Genomic DNA, 23,192 nt, shown 5'->3' with positions numbered 1-23,192 from the left:
CAAGCGGATATATGAACGCCGCAAGGAAACCGTCGAACGCAGTTTTGCTGACGCCAAACAATTGCATGGCCATCGCTATGCCCGCTTGCGGGGCCTGCGCAAAGTACGCGAGCAGTGCCTTCTTGCGGCTGCCGCCCAGAACATCAAGAAGATCGCCCTGCTCCTGACGCGCAAAGGAGCTTTTTGTGACGTTATTTTAGCGGCAGTCGCAATTATTGCCATCAGACCCCGGTCATAAATCCGGCGTTATCCTGCTGCCTCCAAAAAAGACACATCTCGCTCTAAAAACAAAACCCCGCCTCTTAAAGACGGGGTTCGTCAGCAGTCTGAGGCCGCAGTAAAAACTGCGGCCTTTCTTCAATTTACGGCGCCGTGACGCCTTATACGCGCTTCCAGCTGGTGCCATCCTTGAAGTCTTCAAGGATGATACCGCGCGCCAAAAGATCATCACGGATCTTGTCAGCAGTGGCGAAATCCTTGTTCTTCTTGGCATCCGCACGCTGGGCGATCAGGTCATCAATCTCGGCAGCTTCATCTTCGTCGGCCGATCCGGTAAACCAGGCTTCGGGATCGCATTCAAGAATGCCCAAAAGCTTGGCTGCGGCAAGAATTTCGCCTTTGAGCTCAGCGCGTTCGAATTTCTTTTCCGCCTTGTTGAACTTGGTCACAAGGTTATGGAATTCCGAAATCGCAAGCGGCGTATTCAGATCATCACACAAAGCATCGAGCAACGCGCGCGGCACCGGCATATTTTCCGGGGTCACGTCCGAACTTTGGCGAAGGGCGGTATAGAAACGATCAAGCGCCTCTTTGGCCTGACGCAGGTTTTCTTCGGTCCAGTTGATCGGCTGATGGTAATGGGTTCCCATCATCGCCAGACGGATCGCTTCACCCGGCCATTTTTCAAGCAATTCATGCACGGTGACGAAATTGCCCAGTGATTTGGACATTTTTTCACCTTCGACCATCAGATGACCGTTATGCATCCAGTATTTGGCGTAGCTTGATCCCTGATTGGCGCAGCAGCTTTGCGCCAGTTCGTTTTCATGATGCGGAAATACAAGATCCGAACCACCACCATGGATATCGAAGTTCTCGCCCAGATAGCGCGTCGACATGGCAGAGCATTCAATGTGCCAGCCCGGACGTCCCCGCCCCCACGGGCTGTCCCATCCCGGAATATCATCACTGGATGGTTTCCACAGAACGAAATCTGCCGGATCTTTTTTATAGGGTGCGACTTCAACACGTGCACCGGCGATCATTTCCTTACGATCACGGCGCGACAGCTTGCCATAGTCATCAAACGCCTCGACCGAAAACAGCACATGGCCTTCGGCGGCATAAGCAAAGCCCTGTTCAATCAGGCTTTCGCACATGGCAATCATTTCGGCGATATGTTCGGTCGCGCGTGGTTCGATATCAGGCTTGGCCGCGTTCAGTGCGCCCATATCATCAAGATACGCCTGATGGGTGCGCTTGGTGATTTCCGAAATCGGCTCGCCGCTTTCCTTGGCGCGCGCATTGATCTTGTCATCAACGTCAGTAACGTTCCGAACGTAGGTCACCTTCGGATAGATATGGCGCAAAACGCGCACCAGCGTATCAAACACCACCACCGGGCGGGCATTGCCGACATGGGCATAGTCATAGACCGTAGGGCCGCAGACATAGAGGCGCACGTGATTGGGATCAATCGGCTCGAACACCTGCTTTTCGCGGGTGAGTGTATCAAAAATGCGAAGGGTCTTGGTCATTTCAAACGTCCGTTTGGCTGTTGTATCGGTTTGGATGCAGGCAGTTTCCGGCGATCAAAGCAAATGCTTTAGACCGCCTTGCCACACAACCGATCCCGCGCCTTTTCAGACCCGATCAAAACCAGCATGGTCGACATTTCCGGACCATGCTCACGCGCGGTCAACGCCTTGCGCAGCGGCATGAAAAGCTGTTTGCCCTTGCGTCCGGTTTCTTCCTTAAGCGCAGTCGTCCAGGACTTCCAGCTTGTGCTGTCAAGCTCGCCTTCTGGCAACATGTCGGCGGCCTGTTTGAGGAACGCTTCATCCTCGCCATCAATTTCCGGGATCACGGTCTGATGAATGACATCCCACCATTCAAGGGCCTCGGCCACGCGCCAGCAATTGCCACGTACCGCATTCCAGAACAATTCATCAGCATCGCCCATGCCAGCCGCATCAAGTTTCGGCTTGGCGGCCTCAAACGACATGTCATGGATGACTTTTTCGTTCAGGCTGGCGAGTTCTGCCGGATCGAATTTCGGTGTTGATCGGCCGTAATGATCAAGATCGAATTTCTCAAGAACTGTGCTCAGGCTTGCCGGTTCGATCTTGTCCGATGCGCCAAGGCCGGTCAGAAGACCAACCAGTGCTTCGACCTCGAACCCGTCATTGCGGAGTTCACGCAACGAAAGACTTCCAAGACGTTTGGAAAGCTGCGAACCGCCCGGCCCTGCCAAAAGCGGCATATGGGCAAATTCAAGCGCACCCGGTTTGCCGCCAAGGGCAAGATAAAGCAAAATCTGCGACACAGTGTTGGTCACATGATCTTCGCCGCGAATGATATGCGACACACCCATCTCAAGGTCATCAACCACCGAGCCCAGCATATAAAGCAAGGACCCATCTTCGCGGATCAGAACCGGATCAGACACATGTTCGGTATCAAACGAACACACACCGCGCGACAAATCATCCCATTCGACCATTCCATCAGTCAGCAGGAAGCGCCAATGTGGCTTGCGGCCTTCGGCCTCAAGCGCGGCGATTTCTTCATCCGAAAGGGTCAGTGCCTTGCGGTCATAGATAAATGGCTGATGACGCTGGCGGGCAGCCTTGCGCTTCCAATTGAGTTCGCCTTCCGTTTCATAGCACGGATACAGCAATTCGCGCTTTTTCAGGTCGGTAATCGCCGCGTCATATTTATCCAGACGCAAGCTCTGGCGTTCTTCGCGATCCCAGTCAATGCCAAGCCATGCCAGGTCTTCGCGAATAGCATCGACATATTCGTCTTTGGAGCGCGCCGGGTCGGTATCGTCAAAACGCAAAATAAACTCGCCACCTGATTTACGGGCATAAAGCCAGTTCATCAGGGCAACACGGGCGTTACCGACGTGAAGAAGCCCGGTCGGGCTGGGCGCAAATCGCAGGACAGGTTTTGTCATATCTAACTTTTCAGTTCACTTGATCACGTAACAAGGTTCGTGAAGCCATTGGTGATCGGATATCGGCGGTCACGGCCGAAGGCCCGCGGAGTGATCTTGACCCCGGGCGGTGCCTGACGGCGTTTATATTCCGCCCGATCCAGCAATCGCCAGACCCGGCGTACGGTGGCCTCGTCATGACCACTTTGGACAATGTCGCGGACAGACCGCTCACCTTCGATCATTTGATGAAGGATATCATCCAAAACATCATAAGGCGGCAGACTATCTTCGTCTTTTTGATCCGGGCGCAACTCAGCCGATGGCGGCTTGGTAATGATCCGTTCGGGGATCACCATGCCATCCGGGCCCATCGCACCATCCGGTTTATGTTCATTGCGCCAGTGGCACAGATTGAACACAGTTGTTTTATAAAGGTCTTTCAAAACCGAATAGCCACCACACATGTCACCATAGAGCGTGGCATATCCCACCGACATTTCCGACTTGTTGCCGGTTGTCAGGACCATGTGGCCAAACTTGTTTGAAAGCCCCATCAGGATAATCCCGCGCGAACGGGCCTGAATGTTTTCTTCGGTGATATCGGCATCGCGGCCCTCGAATGCCGGGGCCATCATTTCATCAAATGCCGCCATCGCCGGGCCGATATTAATGCTTTCGATCCCTGTCTTTAGCATGCCTGCACAAAGCTCAGCATCCTCAAGGCTCTCAGCCGAGGTATAAGGCGATGGCATCATCACAAGGCGCACACGGTCCGCCCCCAGCGCATCAACGGCAACGGCGGCCGACAGCGCGCTGTCGATCCCGCCCGACATACCAATCACAACACCGGGGAACCCGTTTTTATTGACGTAATCACGCAAGCCCAGAACAAGCGCCTGGTAGATCGCGTCAAGCCCGGTCGGATACGCGGCCTTTGGCGCATCTGGCGCGCAAATCCACTTGCCGTTTTCGCCCTGTTGCCAGTTGATCACAACCACGTCTTCGGCAAAGGCCGGCAGCGCAAGTGCCAACGATCCGTCGCCATTCAGGCCAAACGATCCACCATCAAAAACAAGTTCGTCCTGACCACCAACTTCGTTGCAATAGATCATCGGTGCCTTGCTTTCGCGCACCCGGTCTTCGATCAGCTTGCGGCGCAGGCCACTTTTATCAGCTTCAAACGGGGATCCGTTTGGCACCAGGAAAATTTCGGTCCCGGCATTGGCAAGATGGGCGATAACATTGGGCGTCCAGACATCTTCACAGATCGGCACACCAAGCTTAATGCCCTTAAACGAAATCGGGTCGGGCATCGGCCCTGGGACAAAGACGCGCTTTTCATCAAAGACGCCATAGTTTGGCAGGTCCTGTTTGGCACGCACATCAACGATCTTGCCCTGATCAATCAGAAGCACTGCGTTATGGCGTCGGCCATCGACTTCCCAAGGCGTCGTCAGCAAAAGTGCCGGGCCATCGGGCCGTTTGGCAACATGCTGGCAAATCACATCAACCGCATCATGCAAATGGCGCATGAAGGCAGGCTTCATTACCAGATCTTCGGGTGGATATCCCGACAGAACCAGTTCTGAAAACAGCACAATATCCGCAGCCTGATCAGCAGCAGATTCCCAGGCAGCCACAACCTTGTCCCGATTGCCGGTCACATCACCGACAATCGGATTAAGCTGGGCAATCGCAATGGCAAGCTTCTTTGTCATGATGTTGGAATAGGAGCGACCCTGCGCGCTGTCAATTGCCGAATGGGCAATGCTGGGTTTTGCAGGCGATTTTCCGGTAAAAGCCGTGTCAGAAATTGCAGCTACAACGCCAATGCAGCGTCAATTTCTTCCTGACTCATGGTTTTGGCCGACCCATGAATAATGCCACTGGCGACATCCATGAACTTCTGAAGCGATATGGTTACCGCTCCGGCCGTGACCCGAAGCAAATCTTCGTCCCCGCTTTCGATGATCGTTTCAAGCTGTGAAATCGCGTGGGCCACAATGGTGTTAAGGTGTTCAATGGTTTCCTCAAACGGCTGACGGAACCGGGCCGGCACATGTTCATAGGCCTCAATCGCCAGTTCGCGATCGGAAAAGGCACTATCGCGGAAATGTTCCTGATAGGTTTTCGGCGCCCATTCCTTGCAATCCTCGATCATGTCGGGCATGTCGGGCACCATCTCAAGCAGCATGACGATTTCATTGAAATGGTTCAAATAATCGGTCGCCAAAAGCGTGGTCGAGGAAATATTGGTCCCCTCCACCTTTTGTTGCCATGCGCTGAGCTCAGCTTCATTCACCATACGGTTGCGACCTCTTGTATTCGACCATTATCCAGGAACGCCCTGCAATTGTTTATACTTAAGAATATTTCGCCCCCTTTGGTAGAGGTTTTTTCATCATTTCATCGCGATACCGCAACAAAACGGTACTGCTCCAAAAGCCAAATGTACTTTTTACATCTCTGTTCGACAGACAACCGGTTCAGAAATCCACGTGTTGGATGCAAACTTCCTGAATGATTGAAAAGATCGAATATGAGCCATAGGCGAGCGTTCAAGTATCAATTCAACAATCCCCGCCCCATGTTGGATTGAAACCATCAAAAGACTGAAAACGCCGCAAAATCTGGACCACTTTACCAAAATCGTGATACCCAGTATCTCAACACCATTTAGGCAGCAGATAACAGGGTTCTACAGTGGCACACACTGACATCCAGAATGATACGTCCCCCGAACTATCGGTCATCGTCCCAATTTACAATGAAGAAGAAAGCATAAAGCCACTTTGCGATCAGCTTCTTTCTGTACTGGATGAGTTGGGAAAGCCGTTCGAAGTTATATTCGTCAATGATGGCAGTTCCGACAGGTCAATGGAATTGCTACGAAACACCGCCAAAGAGCGTGGTGAACTGAAAATCGTAAACTTTAGAAGAAACTACGGTCAAACCGCCGCCACCATGGCTGGTATTGACCATGCGTCCGGTGAAGTAATCATTCCCATTGATGCTGATTTGCAAAACGACCCCAGCGACATCCCAAAACTTCTGGAAAAACTGGAAGAAGGATTTGACGTTGTATCAGGCTGGCGCAAAGACCGCCAAGACGCGGCGATCCGCCGAAACTTCGTCAGCCGTCTCGCCAACAGGCTAATTTCAAAGATTTCTGGCGTTCATCTGCATGATTATGGCTGCACGCTTAAAGCCTACAAGAAGGATGTTGTGAAAGGCATTCGGCTATATGGCGAAATGCACCGTTTTATCCCCATTTACGCCACGTGGATGGGGGCAAAAGTTTGCGAAATCCCTGTCCAGCATCATTCACGCCAGTTCGGTCAGTCCAAGTACGGCCTTGAACGCATTGCCAAGGTCTTGCTTGACCTGATGGTTGTCAAGTTTCTCGACCGTCACCTTGTGAAACCGATTTACGTCTTCGGCGGGATCGGCCTTGCATCATTCTGCGCGTCATTCCTGAGTGCAATCTGGATGTTCTATCTGAAGTTTTTTGACAACACGTCAATGATAGAAACCCCCCTGCCGTTGCTGGTTGCGATGACCTTCCTTGTTGGCCTTATGTGCATTCTACTGGGCCTGCTTGCCGAGATGATTGTTCGGACATATTTCGAGTCACAAGGACGCAGCCCCTATCTCGTAAAAGAAACGGTCAATATGGAGAACGAATAACAATGTGCGGCATTGCTGGCTTTGTTGGTCGCGGCAGTCGCACTGACATTCGTGCCATGACCGCGGCACTGGCGCATCGCGGGCCGGATGGCGAAGGATTCTACGAGAATGACGAAGAACACGTTTTTTTGGGCCACCGCCGACTGTCGGTAAGAGACATCAAAGGCGGCGCCCAACCGATGTGGGATAGCACGCGCGAAACCGGCATCGTCTTTAATGGCGAGATATATAATTTTCTGGAACTGCGCGCAGAGCTTGAAGCCGCTGGGGCAAAGTTTCAAACCTCGCATTCAGACACCGAAGTTCTCATTCACGGTTATCGGCATTGGGGAAGCGGTTTGGCTCAACGCCTCAATGGCATGTTTGCCTTTGCCATCATGGACAAGACACAAGGTCGCCTTTACCTCGCGCGAGACCGGTTTGGCGAAAAGCCGCTTTTTTATGCGCCCCAGAAAGATACCTTTGCTTTTTCAAGCGAGCTAAACTCCCTTGAAAAACATTCACAAGTCCAGGGCGAAATCTCCAACCTCGGCCTGCAAAAGCTTTTTGCGTACGGTTATATTCCAGCGCCAAATACGCTACTTCAAAACGTTTTCAAGCTGCCTGCTGGCCATCAGATGACAGTCGATCTGAAAACTCTTGAAACGAAAATCACGAAATATTGGGAATTCCGGCTAACCCCTGATGAAGGATTAAGCCCTGAAAACGATGACGAGCTTGCGCAACAACTTCAAGACTTAATCTCTCAGTCAGTTGCACGCCGACTTGTAAGTGACGTACCCCTTGGCGTGTTTTTAAGCGGCGGCATAGACTCAAGCGCCATCCTGAGCGCTGCTGCAACGCATTCAGATGCGACGGTATCGTCCTTTACGATCGGGTTTGAAGAAGCCTCTTATGATGAATCACGCTATGCCCAGATCGTTGCTGAACATGCAGGCTCCAAACATCATCTTAAGTCTCTAAACTTAGGCAACGCACAGCATCTCATACCAGAGATCCTCGGCAAGTTGGATGAACCAATTGGCGATGCCTCTTTGCTGCCGACCTATCTGCTCAGCAAGTTCACACGTGAACATGTGACAGTCGCGCTCTCTGGTGACGGCGCAGACGAACTGTTTGCCGGTTACGACCCGTTTCTGGCACTCAAACCAGCACACACATATCAGAAATATGTTCCTGATCTGGCTCATAAACTGTTTACCGGCTTCGCCAACAAGATGCCAAAATCCGGAAAAAACATGAGCCTGGACTTCAAGTTGCGCAGAACTCTCGCAGGACTTTCTTATCCAGAATCTCTCTGGGCACCTGTCTGGATGGCGCCTCTTTTTCCAGAACAGATGAAGGACTTCTTTAAGGAGCCACTCCCACTGGAAGACCTGTATTCCGAAGCCATGGAAATCTGGGACAGCAATCCTGCAGCGGATAGAACAGATCGACTGCTCAGCTTCTTCACTCAACTATATTTACAGAACAATATTTTGACCAAGGTCGACCGGGCTTCGATGATGTCATCGCTCGAAACACGAGCAATCTTTCTCGACAATGACATCGTTGATTTCTGCACGAAGCTTCCGTCTCATTTCAAAATGAGAAATGGTCAGCGTAAGTACCTGCTAAAGAAGGCACTTAAGCCCCTTCTACCCGAAGAAACCATCCGCCGCAAAAAGAAGGGGTTTGGCATCCCATTGGCGGACTGGATGCGAAAAATGCCCGAAGTTCAATCTCCCAGGACAGTTCCCGGCGTTGAAATGGGCTACGCACACCGGCAATGGGCCGAGCACAATTCAGGCAAAACAGACAACCGCTTTTTCTTATGGAACTGGCTGGCACTGCAGAACAGCCCGCTTGGATACTAGCGCCGCAACGCTGAAGCAACGGGTATTAAGCGTCCCCTTCCAGATAGCGTGGATCGAATAGTAAAAGCCGATGACAAGAGACAAATAACACAATGAAAGCAATCGCAAAATTCGTCGGTCTTGGTGCTCTCACCACCATTGCAAGCTATTCAGTTTACTTGATCACACTACAGTATTTCTCTCCCATGATTGCGTATTGGTGCGCATTGTGTGTAGCCTTTTCAATTCAAGTAGCAATGATGGCACCCTTTGTCTTCAATGAGAAATTGACCATCAAGAATGCTGGTAAATCACTTCTGATATATGCTGGCTACTCTCTGTCTTTTGCAGGCCTGATGTGGCTTGCATTGAAACTGAATGTCCCTGCAGTGTGGGCACCACTTGCCGTCGTAGCCATCGCTTCGCCAGTTCAGTTCGTGGTAGGTAAGAAGTGGATACACAACCCGGTAGACGATATCAGGTCTTAGATTCTGAGTATTTTTTTCGATAGAGAACACGCTGGATACCAAGACATCCGATTACGATTGAAAAAGGTACAACGGGCGTAAGGTAACGGGTCTCCAGATGCACCAGAGCATGCGCAAACAAAACACCGAAATAGACCGCCCATAAAGCGAAACAGACCAATACTTCTCGTTTTTCCGGTTTTTTGCCAAGGCAAAGCCGCACCAGCCAGATCAAAGGCACAATTACGAAGGAGATCGTAATAATAATGGCAATGACACGCTCGACCATTTCACCAACTACAAGCGCAAAAGCACCCACATCCTCGAACATGCTCTTTCGGAGTTCACGGTAGTCTGGCCAAGGTTTTTCACCGTTGACCCAAAGACCGGCCTCCCGAACAGTACCAATAGGCCTGAATGCCATTGTCGCGTACTTTTCGGTGACATGCCCAATTGTCATTCTGAGCATTGAGCTAGGAAACTCTACCCAGCTTTCAAAGTACTTCCGTTTCGAGAGGCTTGCCAGTTCTGGCGCCACGTAACCCTGTGCAAAAAGACTGCCTTGAATAGCGAGAACTTCAGAGAATGAGTAATTTTTGAGCTTTTCACGGGCGGTAACATCAATTGCCTCATCCCCCGAGAATATTTTCTGATCTTTTTCAGCTGCATCTACAAGCCCACTCAAATAGACGGTTTGTGCCCCTGTTGTTACAAAACTGTACCCTGTCCGGTTCTCATTCCAGGCCTTGTAAATCTGGGTAGTCAAAAGCAGAGGAACAAAGAATGCTGCGATGGCCGCACACGAATGCCACCGCTTTTCCTTTGCGAGAAACGCCCGAACAAGAAAGGGAACCACAAACAGGATTGAGAGAATGGCAACACCTTCACGAACCAGAAAAGCCAGCGCAATCAGCACCCCGGAAATCAAAGCTTGAACGTAGCTAAAAGGCTTCTCTCGCAAGCTGGCGATGGCATTTTCACTCAGAACAATAATGAAGACACTCGCTGCCAAACTGTCAGTCAGGATCATGTTATCGAGCAGCAACGAGAATGACAGCCCTGACGACAGCAAACAGAATGCACCGACCAACGGGCGTAACCCCAATTCAGAAATCAACCTTGCAAGACTAATCAGTGAAAATGCTGTCAGGAGGTACTGCAACAGAATAACGACCCACTGCCAATACTCCGCAGCAATCAACTGAGCCCCCGCGATAATGAAGGGATACCCCATCATCCGAAAAACTGTCGTCGGCATCGCACCTGAATCAAGTTCGGCGTTCGTCAACCAGCCGGAACCTTCAAGGATTAAATCAGCAAACCCGGTGTATCCAAACGTATCCGGCGCCATACCGGGCCCCCAGACGATCACCAAAGCGATCTTGAACAGGAATATTGCCAGAATGGCGGAAATGTATAAATTCCTGCCTTCAACTGGAAAGCCATCAGCAGAGGAAAAAACCGGAAACTTCACAGCAAGAAACTACCCAAACATGAGATAAAAAAGGGCGCCCGAAAGCCGGGCGCCCGTCAAAATATCAATCCAAAGGATCAAATCAAGCAGAAGCTGCGATCTGTTCTGCACGGATGCTGTCGCGTTCTTTTTTGATCATTTCGGCCATCAGGAATGCAAGCTCAAGTGCCTGACCGCCATTCAGGCGTGGATCGCAATGGGTGTGATAGCGATCTGAAAGCGCATCTTCGGTAACTTCACGCGCACCACCGATGCATTCGGTCACGTCCGTTCCAGTCATTTCGAAATGAACACCACCGGCGTGCGTGCCTTCGGCCTTATGGACATCAAAGAAGTTTTTGACCTCTGCCAGAATGGAATCAAACGGGCGGGTTTTATAACCTGTCGATGCCTTGATCGTGTTGCCATGCATCGGATCGCAGGACCAGACAACCTTGCGGCCTTCTTCCTTCACACGCTTGACCAGACGCGGCAGGTTATCAAACACCTTCTCCGCACCCATACGCGCGATCAGGGTCAGGCGACCGGCCTCGTTGTTCGGGTTAAGGATGTCGATCAGACGGATCAGGTCATCCTCATCCATGGTCGGGCCACATTTCATGCCGATCGGGTTATTGACGCCGCGCAGGAATTCGACATGGGCATGATCAGCCTGACGGGTACGATCCCCGATCCACAGCATATGTGACGAGCAATCATACCATTCGCCGGTCAGGCTGTCCTGACGGGTCAATGCCTGCTCATACCCCAGCAAAAGCGCCTCGTGCGAGGTATAGAAATCCGTCTCGCGCAATTGCGGTGCACTTTCGGCGGTGATGCCACAGGCTTCCATGAAGGCGACCGCCTCGTCAATCTGGGTGGTCAGCTTGCGATAGCGTTCTGCCGCCGGGCTGCCATCAACGAACGACAGGTTCCAGCGATGAATTTTGGTCAGATCGGCAAAACCACCCTGCGCAAAGGCACGCAGCAGGTTAAGTGTTGCTGCCGACTGGTTATAGGCGCGAATCTGGCGCTGCGGGTCCGGAATGCGGGCCTCTTCGGTGAATTCGATCCCGTTGACCACATCACCGCGGTAGCTTGGCAGTTCGACGCCATTGATGGTTTCGGTATCGCTTGATCGCGGCTTGGCGAACTGACCAGCCATACGGCCAACCTTGACCACCGGGCAGGATGCCCCATAGGTCAACACAACCGCCATCTGCAACATCACCTTAAAGGTGTCGCGGATATTGTTGGGGTGAAATTCCTTAAAGCTTTCAGCGCAATCACCGCCCTGCAGCAGGAAGGCCTTGCCTTCTGCGACTTCACCAAGCTTTTCTTTCAGCGCACGCGCCTCGCCAGCAAATACCAAAGGAGGATAGCTGCCGAGCTCTTGCTCTACGGCCTTAAGGGCCTGTGCATCCGGATAAGAAGGCACCTGCTTGATCGGCAGGTTGCGCCAGCTATCAATGCTCCAGCTCTTGCTCATTTGCTTCCTCTCAATCCGACATGTTCATCATCATGCCGCCATTATATCACATTTGCAGTTATCAGACGGACTTCCGCCTGCTTGACCGGTCACGCAACCGGGCAGACTTGATACGGGTTTTACAAAGGCTTTTCCACCCTTCTCAACATCTGATGGTCAAAATTCCGCAAATTTTTATCAAACCATCAAATTTTAACGCAAAATTCCACCCATAACCGACCATTCGTGCACCGGCAGATTTTAATTCGCCAATGGTCATATCAAACGATACGCCGCGAATCCGGCATGCACCATTCATCAGACCAATTGCACAACACATCATTTATGGGCAAACTGCGCTCGCCGCCACCCCAAACCCGGATTTCCGATGTCCATTGAAACAATTGCCATTATTGCCTGTGCCTATTTCGTGGCCGCATTCGTCAAGGGGGCTACGGGCCTTGGCTTTTCGACATCAGCCCTTCCAATTCTTGCGCTTGGTCTGGGTCTTAAGGCCGGTATGCCACTTGTGATCATTCCATCGCTTGTCAGCAATTCGATCATCATGGCCCAAGCCGGGCATTTTCGTGAAACGGTTCATCGGTTCTGGCCGATGTTTCTGGCCACTATTCCGGGGCTTCTGATCGGGTTGGCCGTCCTTAAAATGGTAGACAGCATCCTTGCCGGTGCGGTTCTGGGGCTGGTCTTGATGAATTACGGGGCAATCACGCTGTTTCGCCATGGCAAGCCCTTGTCAGACAAGATCGCAAAGCGCCTTGCCCCGGTCTCGGGCTTTGCCACAGGGCTGGTCAACGGCATTACCGGATCGCAGGTAATGCCGGTCCTGCCGTTTTTGCTGTCGATGCGACTTGATCCCAAGCGTTTTATTCAGGCGATCAATATTTCCTTTAGCCTTTCAAGCATCGTCATGGCCTTTGGCCTGTCGCGCATGGGATTGATGACGTGGGAAACCGTCTGGATATCGCTGGCGGGATTGATCCCCGTGTATTTGGGCACCAAACTTGGCACCAATATCCGCAACCGCATGGATGCTGAAACCTTCCGCAAGGTTGTCCTGATCATGCTGATTATTTTTGGCGTGATACTGATCTCAAAACTCTTCACCAATTAGGCTCCACCCGGCAAAGCTCAGACGTCATACCGGTGAAACTGGCGTTAGCTGCCAAGCTTTGCTATCACCCTGTTTATGAAAACCATCGCCCGCCCTGCCTTTGCCGAAACAGAAGAAAAGAAATCGCGTTTTCTGGCCGAACTTGTCTTTCACCAAGATTTGGCAAGCCGGATTGATGAGTTGCGCGCACTTCACCCCAAGGCCAATCATCATGTGAATGCTTATCGCTACCTCAATGACGAGGACCAGTTGATTGAACATGGCAAGGACGACGGTGAACCATCGGGCACATCAGGCGTCCCGTGCCTGAAGGTTCTGCAGGGACGCGATCTGATCAATGTTGCCGTGATTGTAACCCGATATTTCGGCGGCACGAAACTGGGTACCGGCGGATTGGTGCGCGCCTATAGCGGGGCGGCCAATGCGGTGTGCGACGTGGCCGATATCATCGATTATGTCCCCCAGGGCGAGGCCGAGCTTTTTGCCGGTTTCTCCGATGCGGGAACGCTGGAGCAAGCCTGCGCCAAGGATAACATCAACATCCTTGACCGACAGTTTGAAACCACAGGCACACGCATCAAAATTACCGGCCCGCGCGAAACACTGACAGAGCTTGTTGAACGCTTTCCTCTGCCCGACAGAGAATAAGCTTTAGAAATCGGCCTTAGCGCGTTCGAAGCGTGCTTTCGCGTTCCTGCAACTCGAACCCGAGATCGACAACTTTTTCTTCCGGAGGGTTGCCTTCAAGCTCGGCCTTGATCATTTCAACCGCACGCTTGCCAATGGCATAACGATCCGTGCGAATTGACGTCAGCGACGGGTGGCTTGCGGCCATCATTTCAAGATCGTTAAAGCCGACAATGCCAAGTTCATCCGGGACGGATATTCCGGCTTTCTGACAGCCAAACAGCGCCCCAAGCGCCAGGTCATCGTTGTTACAGAAAATCGCATCAAGATCAGGATCGCGTTTGCGCAATTGCCCGATCAGTTCCGAACCAAGCGATACGCTTGATGATGCCGTGGTGGTCATGACCAGATCAGGTTCATACCGCCCGCCAAGGCGCATGGCCTCAACGAACCCTTCAAGACGGCGGTGCGAACGCGGGTCCATACGCGCCCCCAGGAAACCGATCCGCTTATACCCCTTTTTTAGCAGATGCATGCCCGCGGCCTTGCCGCCTTCGAAATGGGAAAACCCGACCATCATATCAATCGGGTCATCGCCGACTTCCATGATCTGAACGACCGGGCACTGCGCATTAAGCAATAGCTCGCGGGTCGCATCTGTCTGATCGGTCCCGGCAACGATCATCGCCGACGGGCCCTGACTAAGGAATGTGCGCACCAGACGTTCTTCATCGGCCGCCACATAACGTGAATTGCCCAATTGGACCTGAAAGGCCCCTTGATACAGCTCGTCATAAATGGCGCGCAGCGTATCGGCAAAAACGTTATTGGTAAGCGACGGCACAATCACACCGATGATGTTGGAACGGGTCGAGGCCAAAGCACTGGCGTGCGAATGCGGCACGTAATTAAGTTTCCGAACGGCATTGTTGATCTTCCTGCGCAGGTGATCAGAGACCTTTGATGGATCACGCAACGCGCGTGAAACCGTAATTGTGCTGACACCGGCCTTTGCGGCCACATCAGAAATGGTTGGCCGCCCGGCCCCTTTGCGTTTCCTCATACCCCTACATTTATTACGTCTTTTCCCGTCGAACAAGCATCTTGTGAACCCACGGGAATTAGACTGTTGACTTGATGTTAGCGCTAACATTATGTTAGCGCTAACATCATAACACAACAGGGCTGTCCAAGAATAAAACCCGCCCTGAAAACCAGTGAGAACACAGACTTCAATGAACCGGCAGACAGAATATGTCGTCGTCATGGGTGTGAGCGGGTCGGGTAAAACCGAAGTCGCACGCCGCCTTGCCAGCAAAACAGACAACATCTGTCTGGATGCAGACGACCACCACCCGAAAGCGAATGTCGAACGCATGAGCCGTGGTGTTGCGCTTAATGATGAAATGCGCTGGCCGTGGCTTGAAGCTGTTGCCAAGGCGGCACAACAGGTGGGCCAAACCGACAAGACTGTGTTCATTGCCTGTTCGGCACTTAAACGCAGCTATCGCGATTTGTTACGTGAAAAACTTGGACAGCTGTCCTTCGTTTTTCTGGAGGGCACACGTGACGTGATCCAGACGCGGCTTGAAAGCCGGGTTGGACATTTCATGCCGTCCGCACTTTTAGACAGTCAGCTTGCAGATCTTGAGCCGCCGGGGCCGGACGAGAACTGCGTGACTGTCTTTATCGATGCCCCGATTGAAACGGTTGTTTCCATGGCTGTGACCCGACTTGAAAACCATGGAAAGAGCTTCCCTTCCTTTATCAAAGATAACATCGCCGGAAAACCGGCACTCCAGGGAGAAAACAAATGACCAAGACTCTTAAATCGCTTGCAGGTGCAAGTATCATCGCAACCCTGATTGCTGCGGCACCGTTTGGGGCCAATGCGCAGGAATTTACCCTTAAGATCCAGTCCAGTGACGCGGCTGGCGTTCCGAACTTTGAACTGGAACAGGAATGGGCCGAACGCATCGGCACGATGACCGGTGGCCGTGTTGAAGTTGAAATGCTGCCGGTGAACTCGATTGTCGAACATGCCGAAACCCAGGATGCCATTGCAGCAGGCATTCTTGACGGCCACATCACCGACACCAGCTATTTCAGCGGCAAAGACCCGGCATTTGGCCTGATTGCCAATCCGGTCGGCGCATGGTCTGCACCTTCGGAAATGCTGCGTTTCGTCGAATATGGTGGCGGCAAGGAACTGATGAACAGCCTGCTTAACCCGCGGGGCTTGCAGTTCATCGGCGCAGTTACCCCGGGCCTTGAAGCTTTTGTATCCTCGGTCCCGCTTGACGGCGTTGCTGACCTCAAGGGCCTTAAGATGCGTGCACCAGAAGGCATGGTTCAGCAGGTATTCGCCGCAGCCGGTGCCGCACCGGTGAACATCCCGCAATCGGAAGTTTTTACATCGCTTGATAAAAAAGTGATCGATGCCGCAGATGCGACCGTGTTCTCGACCAACCAGGCGATGGGCCTGCATGACGTGGCAAAACATCCGGTCTATCCGGGCTTCCATTCCATGCCGATGCTCGAAGTGTCGATCAACAAGACCAAATGGGATTCCATGCCCGAAGACCTTCAGGCGATCCTTGAAATGTCCGTGCGTGACCTTGCACATGACATGGAAGCCCGCCTTGCGATGAAAGACATGGAAGCCGTTGCTGCCGCACGTAAAGACGGCGGGGTAACCATTCACAACTGGTCGGCAGAAGAACGCGCCAAGTTCCGTCAGATTGCCACTAGTCAGTGGGAAAAAGTCGCGGCACGTTCCGAAGATGCCCAGAAGGTGTATGACACCCTTGTCGACTACCTGAAATCACAGGGTATGATCTAAGTCAGATCAACTGTTCACCGGCAGCACAGTTTCCCAGTGCTGCCGGCAAGTAGATGGATTGCAATCCGGCCGCCCCCGACATCCGGGACGTTGTCGGGGGTGAAGGCCTCCCCCATTGCCGGATTGCATTTCCTGCTGAACCAAGGAACGTCCGACATGTCCGATACCCCGCAACATTCCCCGTTGCCCGAACCGGAAGAAGTTCAGGAACAACCGCTTGCCGTATCCGGCCTGCTGGGCCGGGCCATCACCAAAACATCAAGCCTGTTTGCCTTTGGCTTTCTGGTGTCGATGGCGACCCTGATTTATGAAATTCTGATGCGTCACGTTTTCAACAGCCCGACCCTTTGGGCCCATGAGACGACGACATTTATCTGTGCGACCGGGTTCGTTTTTGGCGGGCTTTATTGTGCGGCACGCGACAAGCACATCCGCGTTGTCATTCTCTATGACATTGTCGGCCCTAAAATGCGCAAAACGCTTGATATCATCATTTCCATTGTCTGCATGATTTCATCGGGGTTCTTTGCCTGGGCCGCATGGTTGATGGTTCAGCGTGGTGCCTTTACACCCAGTGGGGATATTCACCTGGAAACAACCGGAAGCGCCTTTAACGCACCCTATCCCGGTATTCTAAAGGTGTTCCTGCTGCTGATTCTGATTGTACTGACCGTCCAGTTTTTCGTTCAGGCGGTCAATTATGCGCGCACCGCCCCCATCATGCCCGCCAAAACCGGCACGAAGGATTGATCGTGCAATTTGGTGCCGCCTTCGCGTGGCGCGACAGGATATATTTAGATGTTTGAATTACAGTCCCTCGGCATTGAGTACGGCACGCTTGCCATGTTCGTCCTGCTGCTTGGCTTTTTGCTGACCGGCATGCCGCTTGCGTTCGTTACCCTTCTGATTGCCCTTATTTTCACCCTTGGCTGGTTTGGGCCGATGGCCGTGCCGCTGATCACAAGTCGGGTCTATTCATTCGTTTCTTCCTTTGTTTTTGTCTCAGTCCCGATGTTTGTCCTGATGGCCGCCATTCTGGACCGGTCCGGGATTGCCCGTGATCTGTTTGATGCCATGCGCCTGTTTGGCGGGCGGCTTAAGGGCGGGGTTGCGGTTCAGACCATCTTTGTCGCCGTCATTCTGGCCGCCATGAGCGGCATTATCGGCGGCGAGATCGTCTTGCTTGGCCTGCTGGCCCTGCCCCAGATGTTGCGTCAGGGATACGATAAAAACCTTGCCATTGGCGTGGTTTGTGCCGGTGGGTCACTGGGCACCATGGTGCCGCCCTCGATTGTTCTGATCATTTATGGCCTAACAGCCAATGTTTCGATTGGCGATCTGTTCACCTCGGCCTTTATTCCGGGCTTTATGCTGGCAGCCTTTTATGTCGCCTATGTCCTTTTCCGGTCCTACACCGGCAAGAACATCGCCCCGCCGCCGCAAACCGAAAAAATCCCGTCAGCAGAAAAGATCCGCCTGCTCAAGGGCCTGTTCCTGCCGATCCTGGTGGTGTTCTGTGTGTTGGGGTCGATCTATGGCGGGATCGCATCGGTGACCGAGGCATCCGCGGTCGGCGTTGCCGGCGTGATCGCATCGACCATTTTGCGGCGTGAATTCTCGCTCCCGATGCTTAAGGCCGCGGCCCTTCAAACACTTTCGACCTGCGGGATGATCGTCTGGATCGGGATTGGCGCATCGGCACTTGTGGGTGTGTTTAACCTGATGGGCGGGATCAAGTTTGTCTCCAGTCTGATCACCGGCATTTCCGATGATCCGACCATCATCATCCTGTTCATGATGCTGATCCTGTTTGTGCTGGGCATGTTCCTTGACTGGGTGGGCATCGCCCTTCTGACCATGCCGATCTTTGTCCCGATCGTAAAAGACCTTGGCTTTGATCCGGTCTGGTTTGGCGTGCTGTTTGCCATGAACATGCAGGTCAGCTTCCTGTCCCCGCCATTCGGGCCCGCAGCGTTCTATCTTAAATCCGTCGCGCCACCCGACATATCACTGGGCGATATCTTCAGATCGCTGTTTCCGTTTATCTGCCTGCAGATTTTGGCGGTCGCGATCCTGATCATCTTCCCGGGCATTACGGGACGGTAAGTTGATTGCCCGGTATTGGCGGGGCTCAATGGCCCCGCCAATTTGGCAGCACTGCAACGGTTGCTATCACTCTTCGTGCAGCAATCCTGCCCGCAATACTTTGGTAAGTCGATCTGCCAAAACTTTTACCCGGTGTGGCTGGGTGCGGGAGGGCGGAAACAGCATTTGCAAGGGTGTTGGCGGCGACGCATAGTCACCAAGAACCTCGACCAGTCGTCCGGCGCGGATATCCTCGCCAACGTCAAGTTCCGCCTTCCAGACAATACCATAGCCATCAAGCGCCCATTGGCGCACCAGACCGCCGTCATTGGCAATTCGGTTCCCCCGCACCGTCACGATTTGCTTTGTGCCATCGGGACCGAAACGCCAAAGGTTATCGAGGTTCGGCCCGAAACGCATGATCAGACAATTATGATTTTTCAGGTCTGACGGGGTTTTCGGCGTTCCGTGCTTTGCCAGATATTCGGGGGATGCACAAATGATACGACGTGTCAGTCCCAGCGGCCGCACACGTAACGAACTGTCTGTGATCCGCCCGAAACGCAACGCGATATCCACACCTTGACCGACAATATCGACATAGCCATCAGACAACATCAGATCGATATCGATATTTGGGTTTTCATCAACAAATTGCGCCAATTCTGCCGAGACGATCTGACGCCCGGTATCGTTTGGCACGCTCAGGCGAATCAACCCTGAAAGCGATTGCGCCCCATAGCGAATACGGGTTTCAAGATCATGGACTTCGCCAAGCACCTGCTTGGCACCATCGATCAGTTGTCGGCCTTCGTCAGTCAGACTGATGGATCGGGTTGTCCGGTTCAACAACACCACACCAAAATGCGCTTCAAGCGCGGCAAGACGTTCCGACACGCTGGTCGGCGACAGGCCTGCTTCCCGTCCTGCGGCGGACAGGCTGCCTTTTTCGACAATATTTAAAAACAGCGACAGATTGCTTAACAACATTTTACGGAAATTCCGGATTATGATTTCGCATTATCGCAGTTTATCCGGATCAAACAAATAGATATCTTTGTGCCAATAGTTGAACTCAAGGAACAAAGATATGACCCAATTGACGATTGTGGCCCATATTCATGCAAATCCGGATCAGATTTCCCTTGTCCGATCAGAACTTGAAAAACTGATCGCGCTGACCCGGCCAGAGGAAGGATGCGTGAATTATGATCTGCATCTGGACAACAACAATCCAGCGCATTTCATGGTTTTCGAAAACTGGGAAACCCGGGTGCTTTGGCAACAACATATGGACGGGCCGCATCTGAAGAGTTTCATGAAGGCGACCGATGGTGCTGTCTCTGAACTCATCTTGCATGAAATGACCAAAGTCGATTGAGCTGACCTCCACAAACGCCGTTTCGATCTTCTGACCCAAACGCCCTAATGCGATCTTTCACATCAACGCTGTGCTGTCTCGGTCACGCTTTTCGCGTTTTGGCCAACAGGACATCTTTGCCAAATTCGAGGTATATCATGAACCAGGATATCATCGCCTACGCCAAAAAGCGCCACACCACCAAGGCATTTGATGCCAGCCGCAAAATTTCCGACGAAGATATGGTCAAGGTCCGCAACCTTCTGCGTTACTCGGCCTCAAGCACCAATATCCAGCCTTGGCACTTTGTTATTGCCGCAACCGATGACGGCAAGGCGCGCGTCGCCAAATCAGCAGAACGCCTTTATCCGTTTAACGTCGGCAGCATCAAGAATGCATCACATGTTGTCGTGTTTGCCAGCCGCCTGGAAGCCGGCGAGGACTATCTGCAATATATCCTCAACAGCGAAGAAGAAGATGGCCGCTTTGCCGGTGACCCGGAAAACTTCAAAAATGCCATGCACGCGGGCCGTTCCATGTTTGTGAACATGCACAAACATGACCTGAAAGACGTTCAGCACTGGATGGACAAACAGGTCTATCTCAATCTCGGTTCTTTCCTGCTGGGTCTTGCCACGCTTGGTATTGACGCAACACCGATGGAAGGTGTCGAAACCAAAGTTCTCGACGAAGAGTTCGGCCTGCGGGAAAAAGGCTATGGCAGCCTGTTTGTCGTGCCGATCGGCTATTCCAGCCCTGACGAGGATTATAACAAATCCCTGCCGAAATCACGTCTGCCGCTTAGCGAGATCATTACAGACGTCTAATTCCCCCCGCCCGCACGGCCATGCAGCCAAACAACAGCATGGCCGTCAGGCAAACTGGGGAAGGCAGATATCCCCCCGACCCTTGCCTTCCCCATTTTTATTCCTGCCCCAAACGAAGAAGGGTGACGCGATTGACGCGTCACCCTTCTTGCGTAACCTGGCGTAGCTCGGCGTAATTTGACGTTACGCGATATTACCGGGCTTACCCTGCGTTTAACTCGTTACCGGGAACCGCATGGTGACAAATTCCTCGGCCGCGGACGGATGGACCGCAACAGTCTGATCGAACTGGGCCTTGGTGGCCCCCATGCGCACGGCAATGCCGATGCCCTGAATGATTTCGGCCGCATCCGGGCCAACCATATGCGCGCCAAGCACCACATCGGTGGTTTTATCGACGATCAGCTTCATCAGCGTTTTTTCATCACGTCCCGAAAGCGTGTGGCGCATCGGTTTGAAGGTCGATTTATAGATATCAACATCCATGCCTTTGGCGCGTGCTTCTTCCTCGGACAGGCCGACAGTGCCAACCGGCGGCTGGCTGAAGACGGCGGTCGGGATGGCCTGATAGCTCATGGACCATGGTTTTCCGCCATACACGGTATCGGCGAATGCCATGCCTTCCTTGATGGCAACCGGGGTCAGCTGGATGTGATCACGGACATCCCCGACGGCATAAATGTTTGGCACACTGGTCTGAAGACCGGCATTGGTTTTGATCGCGCTTTTGTCATTAAGCTCCACCCCGGCCTGTTCAAGCCCCAGACCATTGGTTTTGGGTTCACGACCGGTGGCAAACATGATGGCATCAACTTCCTGATGCCCCCCACCCGTCAGGGTCAGGCTGAGCGAACCATCGTCATTTTTGGCGATCGCCGTGACATTGGTGTTCAGGCGAAGATCAATGCCCTTTTTGACGATTTCCTCGGCCAGATGGGTGCGGATATCGTTGTCAAAGCCGCGAAGGATCTGATCACCGCGATAGAACTGGGTCACATTCGCGCCAAGGCCGGCAAAAATACCGGCAAACTCCACCGCGATATAGCCGCCACCGACAACGGCAATCCGTTCGGGCAGGTCTTCAAGATGGAAGGCCTGATTGGACGAAATCGCATGTTCGATGCCCGGAATATCAGGCATGACCGGCGTACCGCCCACCGCAATCAGAATGCGTTCAGCCGTGACGGTTTTGTCACCCACAGCAATGGTGTGGGCATCCTTAAGAACAGCGCGGCTTTCAAACAGTTCAATATTTGATCCGGCGAGAAGCTTTTTATAGATGCCGTTCAGCCGGTCAATCTCGGCATCCTTGTTGGCGATCAGTGTCTTCCAGCTAAAGCTTGGCGCATCCGGAAGGGACCAGCCATAGGCAGCGGCATCTTCGAAATCCTCGGCAAAGTGCGCGCCATATACCAAAAGCTTTTTGGGCACGCAGCCACGGATCACACAGGTGCCGCCAACGCGGCTTTCTTCGGCGATGGCGACCTTTGCGCCATATCCCGATGCGACGCGGGCTGCGCGCACGCCACCCGATCCGGCACCGATTACAAACAAATCAAAATCATAGTCCGACATGCGGAAATTCCTGTTTTGGTCAATTGACAACATGGCGCCAAATGTAGGGCGAAATTGCCAAGAGTCGAGGCAAAACAAGGTAAATCGGGCGTAAAAATTGTGTGATGCCCGCTATCACAGGGCTAAAACCGGCTTTGGTGACAATGACACCTAATCGGGAATAGCATTTTTAAACTTTTGGTCTATATCTTCTGAAAGACGCGATGGGGATTGCGACGAAAAGGAAAAACTCGATGAACGACCATATTCACGGTCAGGATGCGTCTTTTGACACAGCACCGCGCCATGCTGACGAGCGCGGCGGTAATACGGCTCTTGTCTGTTACGGGCTTATGATCGCGACCCTTTTTACGGCCTTTGCGACGGGCTTTATCGCCCTGATCGTTGCCTATATCGCGCGTGAAGACGACAATCACTGGACCAACAGCCACTATATCTTCATCGTCCGAACATTCTGGATCAGCATTTTCTATGCGATGATTCTTGGCCTGTTCACCTTGGTGATAGGCTGGATTCCGCTATTGGGCTGGGCGGTTGTCGGCTTAATGGGGCTTTACACCACCGCATGGTTTATCGGGCGCAATGTGATCGGGCTTTTGCGCGCACTCAATGGCCGTCCGATTGATGATCCAAGAAGCTGGTTCTTTGGCTAAGTCCGAATAATTGCGGTGCAA

At 52.6% G+C, this 23,192-nt stretch carries 22 protein-coding genes; 13 read left to right on the top strand and 9 right to left on the bottom strand.

What is annotated here, in order from left to right:
* Positions 1 to 238: transposase (locus JF44_RS0111780; protein ID WP_033069199.1), on the top strand; the 238-nt coding region annotated here is incomplete at its 5' end.
* A gap of 142 nt (positions 239 to 380) precedes the next feature.
* Here the strand turns inward: JF44_RS0111780 and cysS are convergent.
* The 4 genes from cysS to JF44_RS0111760 form a co-directional block, all read right to left on the bottom strand.
* Positions 381 to 1,757 (bottom strand): cysteine--tRNA ligase, encoded by a 1,377-nt coding sequence (gene cysS, locus JF44_RS0111775; RefSeq protein ID WP_033069198.1) that lies wholly within the window; start codon positions 1,755 to 1,757, stop codon positions 381 to 383.
* Positions 1,758 to 1,825: 68 nt separating this feature from the next.
* Entirely contained in the window at positions 1,826 to 3,178 is a 1,353-nt protein-coding gene (gene gltX, locus JF44_RS0111770; RefSeq protein WP_033069197.1) for a glutamate--tRNA ligase, read from the bottom strand.
* 23 nt (positions 3,179 to 3,201) lie between these two features.
* Positions 3,202 to 4,878 carry an NAD+ synthase gene (locus JF44_RS0111765; protein ID WP_033069196.1) on the bottom strand — a complete coding sequence of 559 codons (1,677 nt, stop codon included), beginning with the start codon at positions 4,876 to 4,878 and terminating at the stop codon, positions 3,202 to 3,204.
* Positions 4,879 to 4,979: 101 nt separating this feature from the next.
* Positions 4,980 to 5,465: a hypothetical protein gene (locus tag JF44_RS0111760; RefSeq protein ID WP_033069195.1), complete on the bottom strand. Its 486-nt coding sequence runs from the start codon at positions 5,463 to 5,465 to the stop codon at positions 4,980 to 4,982.
* Positions 5,466 to 5,863: 398 nt separating this feature from the next.
* Between JF44_RS0111760 and JF44_RS0111755 the strand changes: the two genes are divergently transcribed.
* The 3 genes from JF44_RS0111755 to JF44_RS0111745 all read left to right on the top strand — a co-directional run bounded on the left by JF44_RS0111755 (position 5,864) and on the right by JF44_RS0111745 (position 9,170).
* Entirely contained in the window at positions 5,864 to 6,847 is a 984-nt protein-coding gene (locus JF44_RS0111755) for a glycosyltransferase family 2 protein (protein ID WP_202901507.1), read from the top strand.
* A 2-nt stretch (positions 6,848 to 6,849) separates the two neighbouring features.
* Complete coding sequence (asnB, locus tag JF44_RS0111750; RefSeq protein WP_033069194.1) at positions 6,850 to 8,703, top strand: asparagine synthase (glutamine-hydrolyzing); 1,854 nt, start codon at positions 6,850 to 6,852, stop codon at positions 8,701 to 8,703.
* Between the two features lie 92 nt (positions 8,704 to 8,795).
* Positions 8,796 to 9,170 (top strand): GtrA family protein, encoded by a 375-nt coding sequence (locus tag JF44_RS0111745; RefSeq protein WP_033069193.1) that lies wholly within the window; start codon positions 8,796 to 8,798, stop codon positions 9,168 to 9,170.
* On the opposite strand, the gene JF44_RS0111740 is transcribed toward JF44_RS0111745, so the two are convergent.
* On the bottom strand, positions 9,160 to 10,623 hold the full coding sequence (locus JF44_RS0111740) for a hypothetical protein (protein WP_033069192.1): 1,464 nt from the start codon (positions 10,621 to 10,623) through the stop codon (positions 9,160 to 9,162). The two genes, JF44_RS0111745 and JF44_RS0111740, sit on opposite strands and share 11 nt — an antisense overlap.
* A gap of 82 nt (positions 10,624 to 10,705) precedes the next feature.
* Positions 10,706 to 12,091, bottom strand: coding sequence for a class II 3-deoxy-7-phosphoheptulonate synthase (locus tag JF44_RS0111735; RefSeq protein ID WP_033069191.1), 1,386 nt, complete (start codon positions 12,089 to 12,091; stop codon positions 10,706 to 10,708).
* Positions 12,092 to 12,458: 367 nt separating this feature from the next.
* Here JF44_RS0111735 and JF44_RS0111725 point away from each other — a divergent pair, with 367 nt between their 5' ends.
* Positions 12,459 to 13,202 carry a sulfite exporter TauE/SafE family protein gene (locus JF44_RS0111725; protein ID WP_033069189.1) on the top strand — a complete coding sequence of 248 codons (744 nt, stop codon included), beginning with the start codon at positions 12,459 to 12,461 and terminating at the stop codon, positions 13,200 to 13,202.
* A 75-nt stretch (positions 13,203 to 13,277) separates the two neighbouring features.
* The gene (locus tag JF44_RS0111720; RefSeq protein WP_033069188.1) at positions 13,278 to 13,850 is read left to right on the top strand and encodes an IMPACT family protein; all 573 of its coding nucleotides are present in this window, start codon (positions 13,278 to 13,280) and stop codon (positions 13,848 to 13,850) included.
* A 16-nt stretch (positions 13,851 to 13,866) separates the two neighbouring features.
* Here the strand turns inward: JF44_RS0111720 and gntR are convergent, their stop codons facing one another.
* Positions 13,867 to 14,892 carry an HTH-type transcriptional regulator GntR gene (gntR, locus tag JF44_RS0111715; protein WP_033069187.1) on the bottom strand — a complete coding sequence of 342 codons (1,026 nt, stop codon included), beginning with the start codon at positions 14,890 to 14,892 and terminating at the stop codon, positions 13,867 to 13,869.
* Between the two features lie 172 nt (positions 14,893 to 15,064).
* Between gntR and JF44_RS0111710 the strand changes: the two genes are divergently transcribed.
* The 4 genes from JF44_RS0111710 (at position 15,065) to JF44_RS0111695 (ending at position 18,777) form a co-directional block, all read left to right on the top strand.
* Positions 15,065 to 15,646, top strand: coding sequence for a gluconokinase (locus JF44_RS0111710; protein WP_033069186.1), 582 nt, complete (start codon positions 15,065 to 15,067; stop codon positions 15,644 to 15,646).
* The gene (locus JF44_RS0111705) at positions 15,643 to 16,671 is read left to right on the top strand and encodes a TRAP transporter substrate-binding protein (protein WP_033069185.1); all 1,029 of its coding nucleotides are present in this window, start codon (positions 15,643 to 15,645) and stop codon (positions 16,669 to 16,671) included. Before JF44_RS0111710 ends, JF44_RS0111705 begins: the two co-directional genes overlap by 4 nt.
* A 156-nt stretch (positions 16,672 to 16,827) precedes the next feature.
* Entirely contained in the window at positions 16,828 to 17,421 is a 594-nt protein-coding gene (locus tag JF44_RS0111700; protein WP_033069184.1) for a TRAP transporter small permease subunit, read from the top strand.
* A 48-nt stretch (positions 17,422 to 17,469) separates the two neighbouring features.
* Entirely contained in the window at positions 17,470 to 18,777 is a 1,308-nt protein-coding gene (locus tag JF44_RS0111695; RefSeq protein ID WP_033069183.1) for a TRAP transporter large permease, read from the top strand.
* 66 nt (positions 18,778 to 18,843) lie between these two features.
* Here the strand turns inward: JF44_RS0111695 and JF44_RS0111690 are convergent, their stop codons facing one another.
* Positions 18,844 to 19,746: a LysR family transcriptional regulator gene (locus tag JF44_RS0111690; protein WP_033069182.1), complete on the bottom strand. Its 903-nt coding sequence runs from the start codon at positions 19,744 to 19,746 to the stop codon at positions 18,844 to 18,846.
* 100 nt (positions 19,747 to 19,846) lie between these two features.
* On the opposite strand from JF44_RS0111690, the gene JF44_RS0111685 reads away from it, so the two are divergent.
* Positions 19,847 to 20,137 (top strand): putative quinol monooxygenase, encoded by a 291-nt coding sequence (locus JF44_RS0111685; RefSeq protein WP_033069181.1) that lies wholly within the window; start codon positions 19,847 to 19,849, stop codon positions 20,135 to 20,137.
* Positions 20,138 to 20,274: 137 nt separating this feature from the next.
* Positions 20,275 to 20,943: an oxygen-insensitive NAD(P)H nitroreductase gene (nfsB, locus tag JF44_RS0111680; protein ID WP_033069180.1), complete on the top strand. Its 669-nt coding sequence runs from the start codon at positions 20,275 to 20,277 to the stop codon at positions 20,941 to 20,943.
* Positions 20,944 to 21,156: 213 nt separating this feature from the next.
* Here nfsB and gor read toward each other — a convergent pair whose 3' ends face one another.
* A complete protein-coding gene (gor, locus tag JF44_RS0111675) occupies positions 21,157 to 22,518 on the bottom strand; it encodes a glutathione-disulfide reductase (RefSeq protein WP_033069204.1) in 1,362 nt (453 codons plus the stop codon).
* A gap of 233 nt (positions 22,519 to 22,751) precedes the next feature.
* Here gor and JF44_RS0111670 point away from each other — a divergent pair, with 233 nt between their 5' ends.
* Complete coding sequence (locus tag JF44_RS0111670) at positions 22,752 to 23,171, top strand: DUF4870 family protein (RefSeq protein ID WP_033069179.1); 420 nt, start codon at positions 22,752 to 22,754, stop codon at positions 23,169 to 23,171.
* The last annotated feature ends 21 nt before the right edge of the window (positions 23,172 to 23,192 follow it).

The organism is Thalassospira australica (assembly GCF_000763295.1).
Lineage (GTDB): Bacteria > Pseudomonadota > Alphaproteobacteria > Rhodospirillales > Thalassospiraceae > Thalassospira > Thalassospira australica.
Note: the sequence above shows the minus strand (reverse complement) of the source record. Positions and strands in the feature narration are given on the sequence as shown.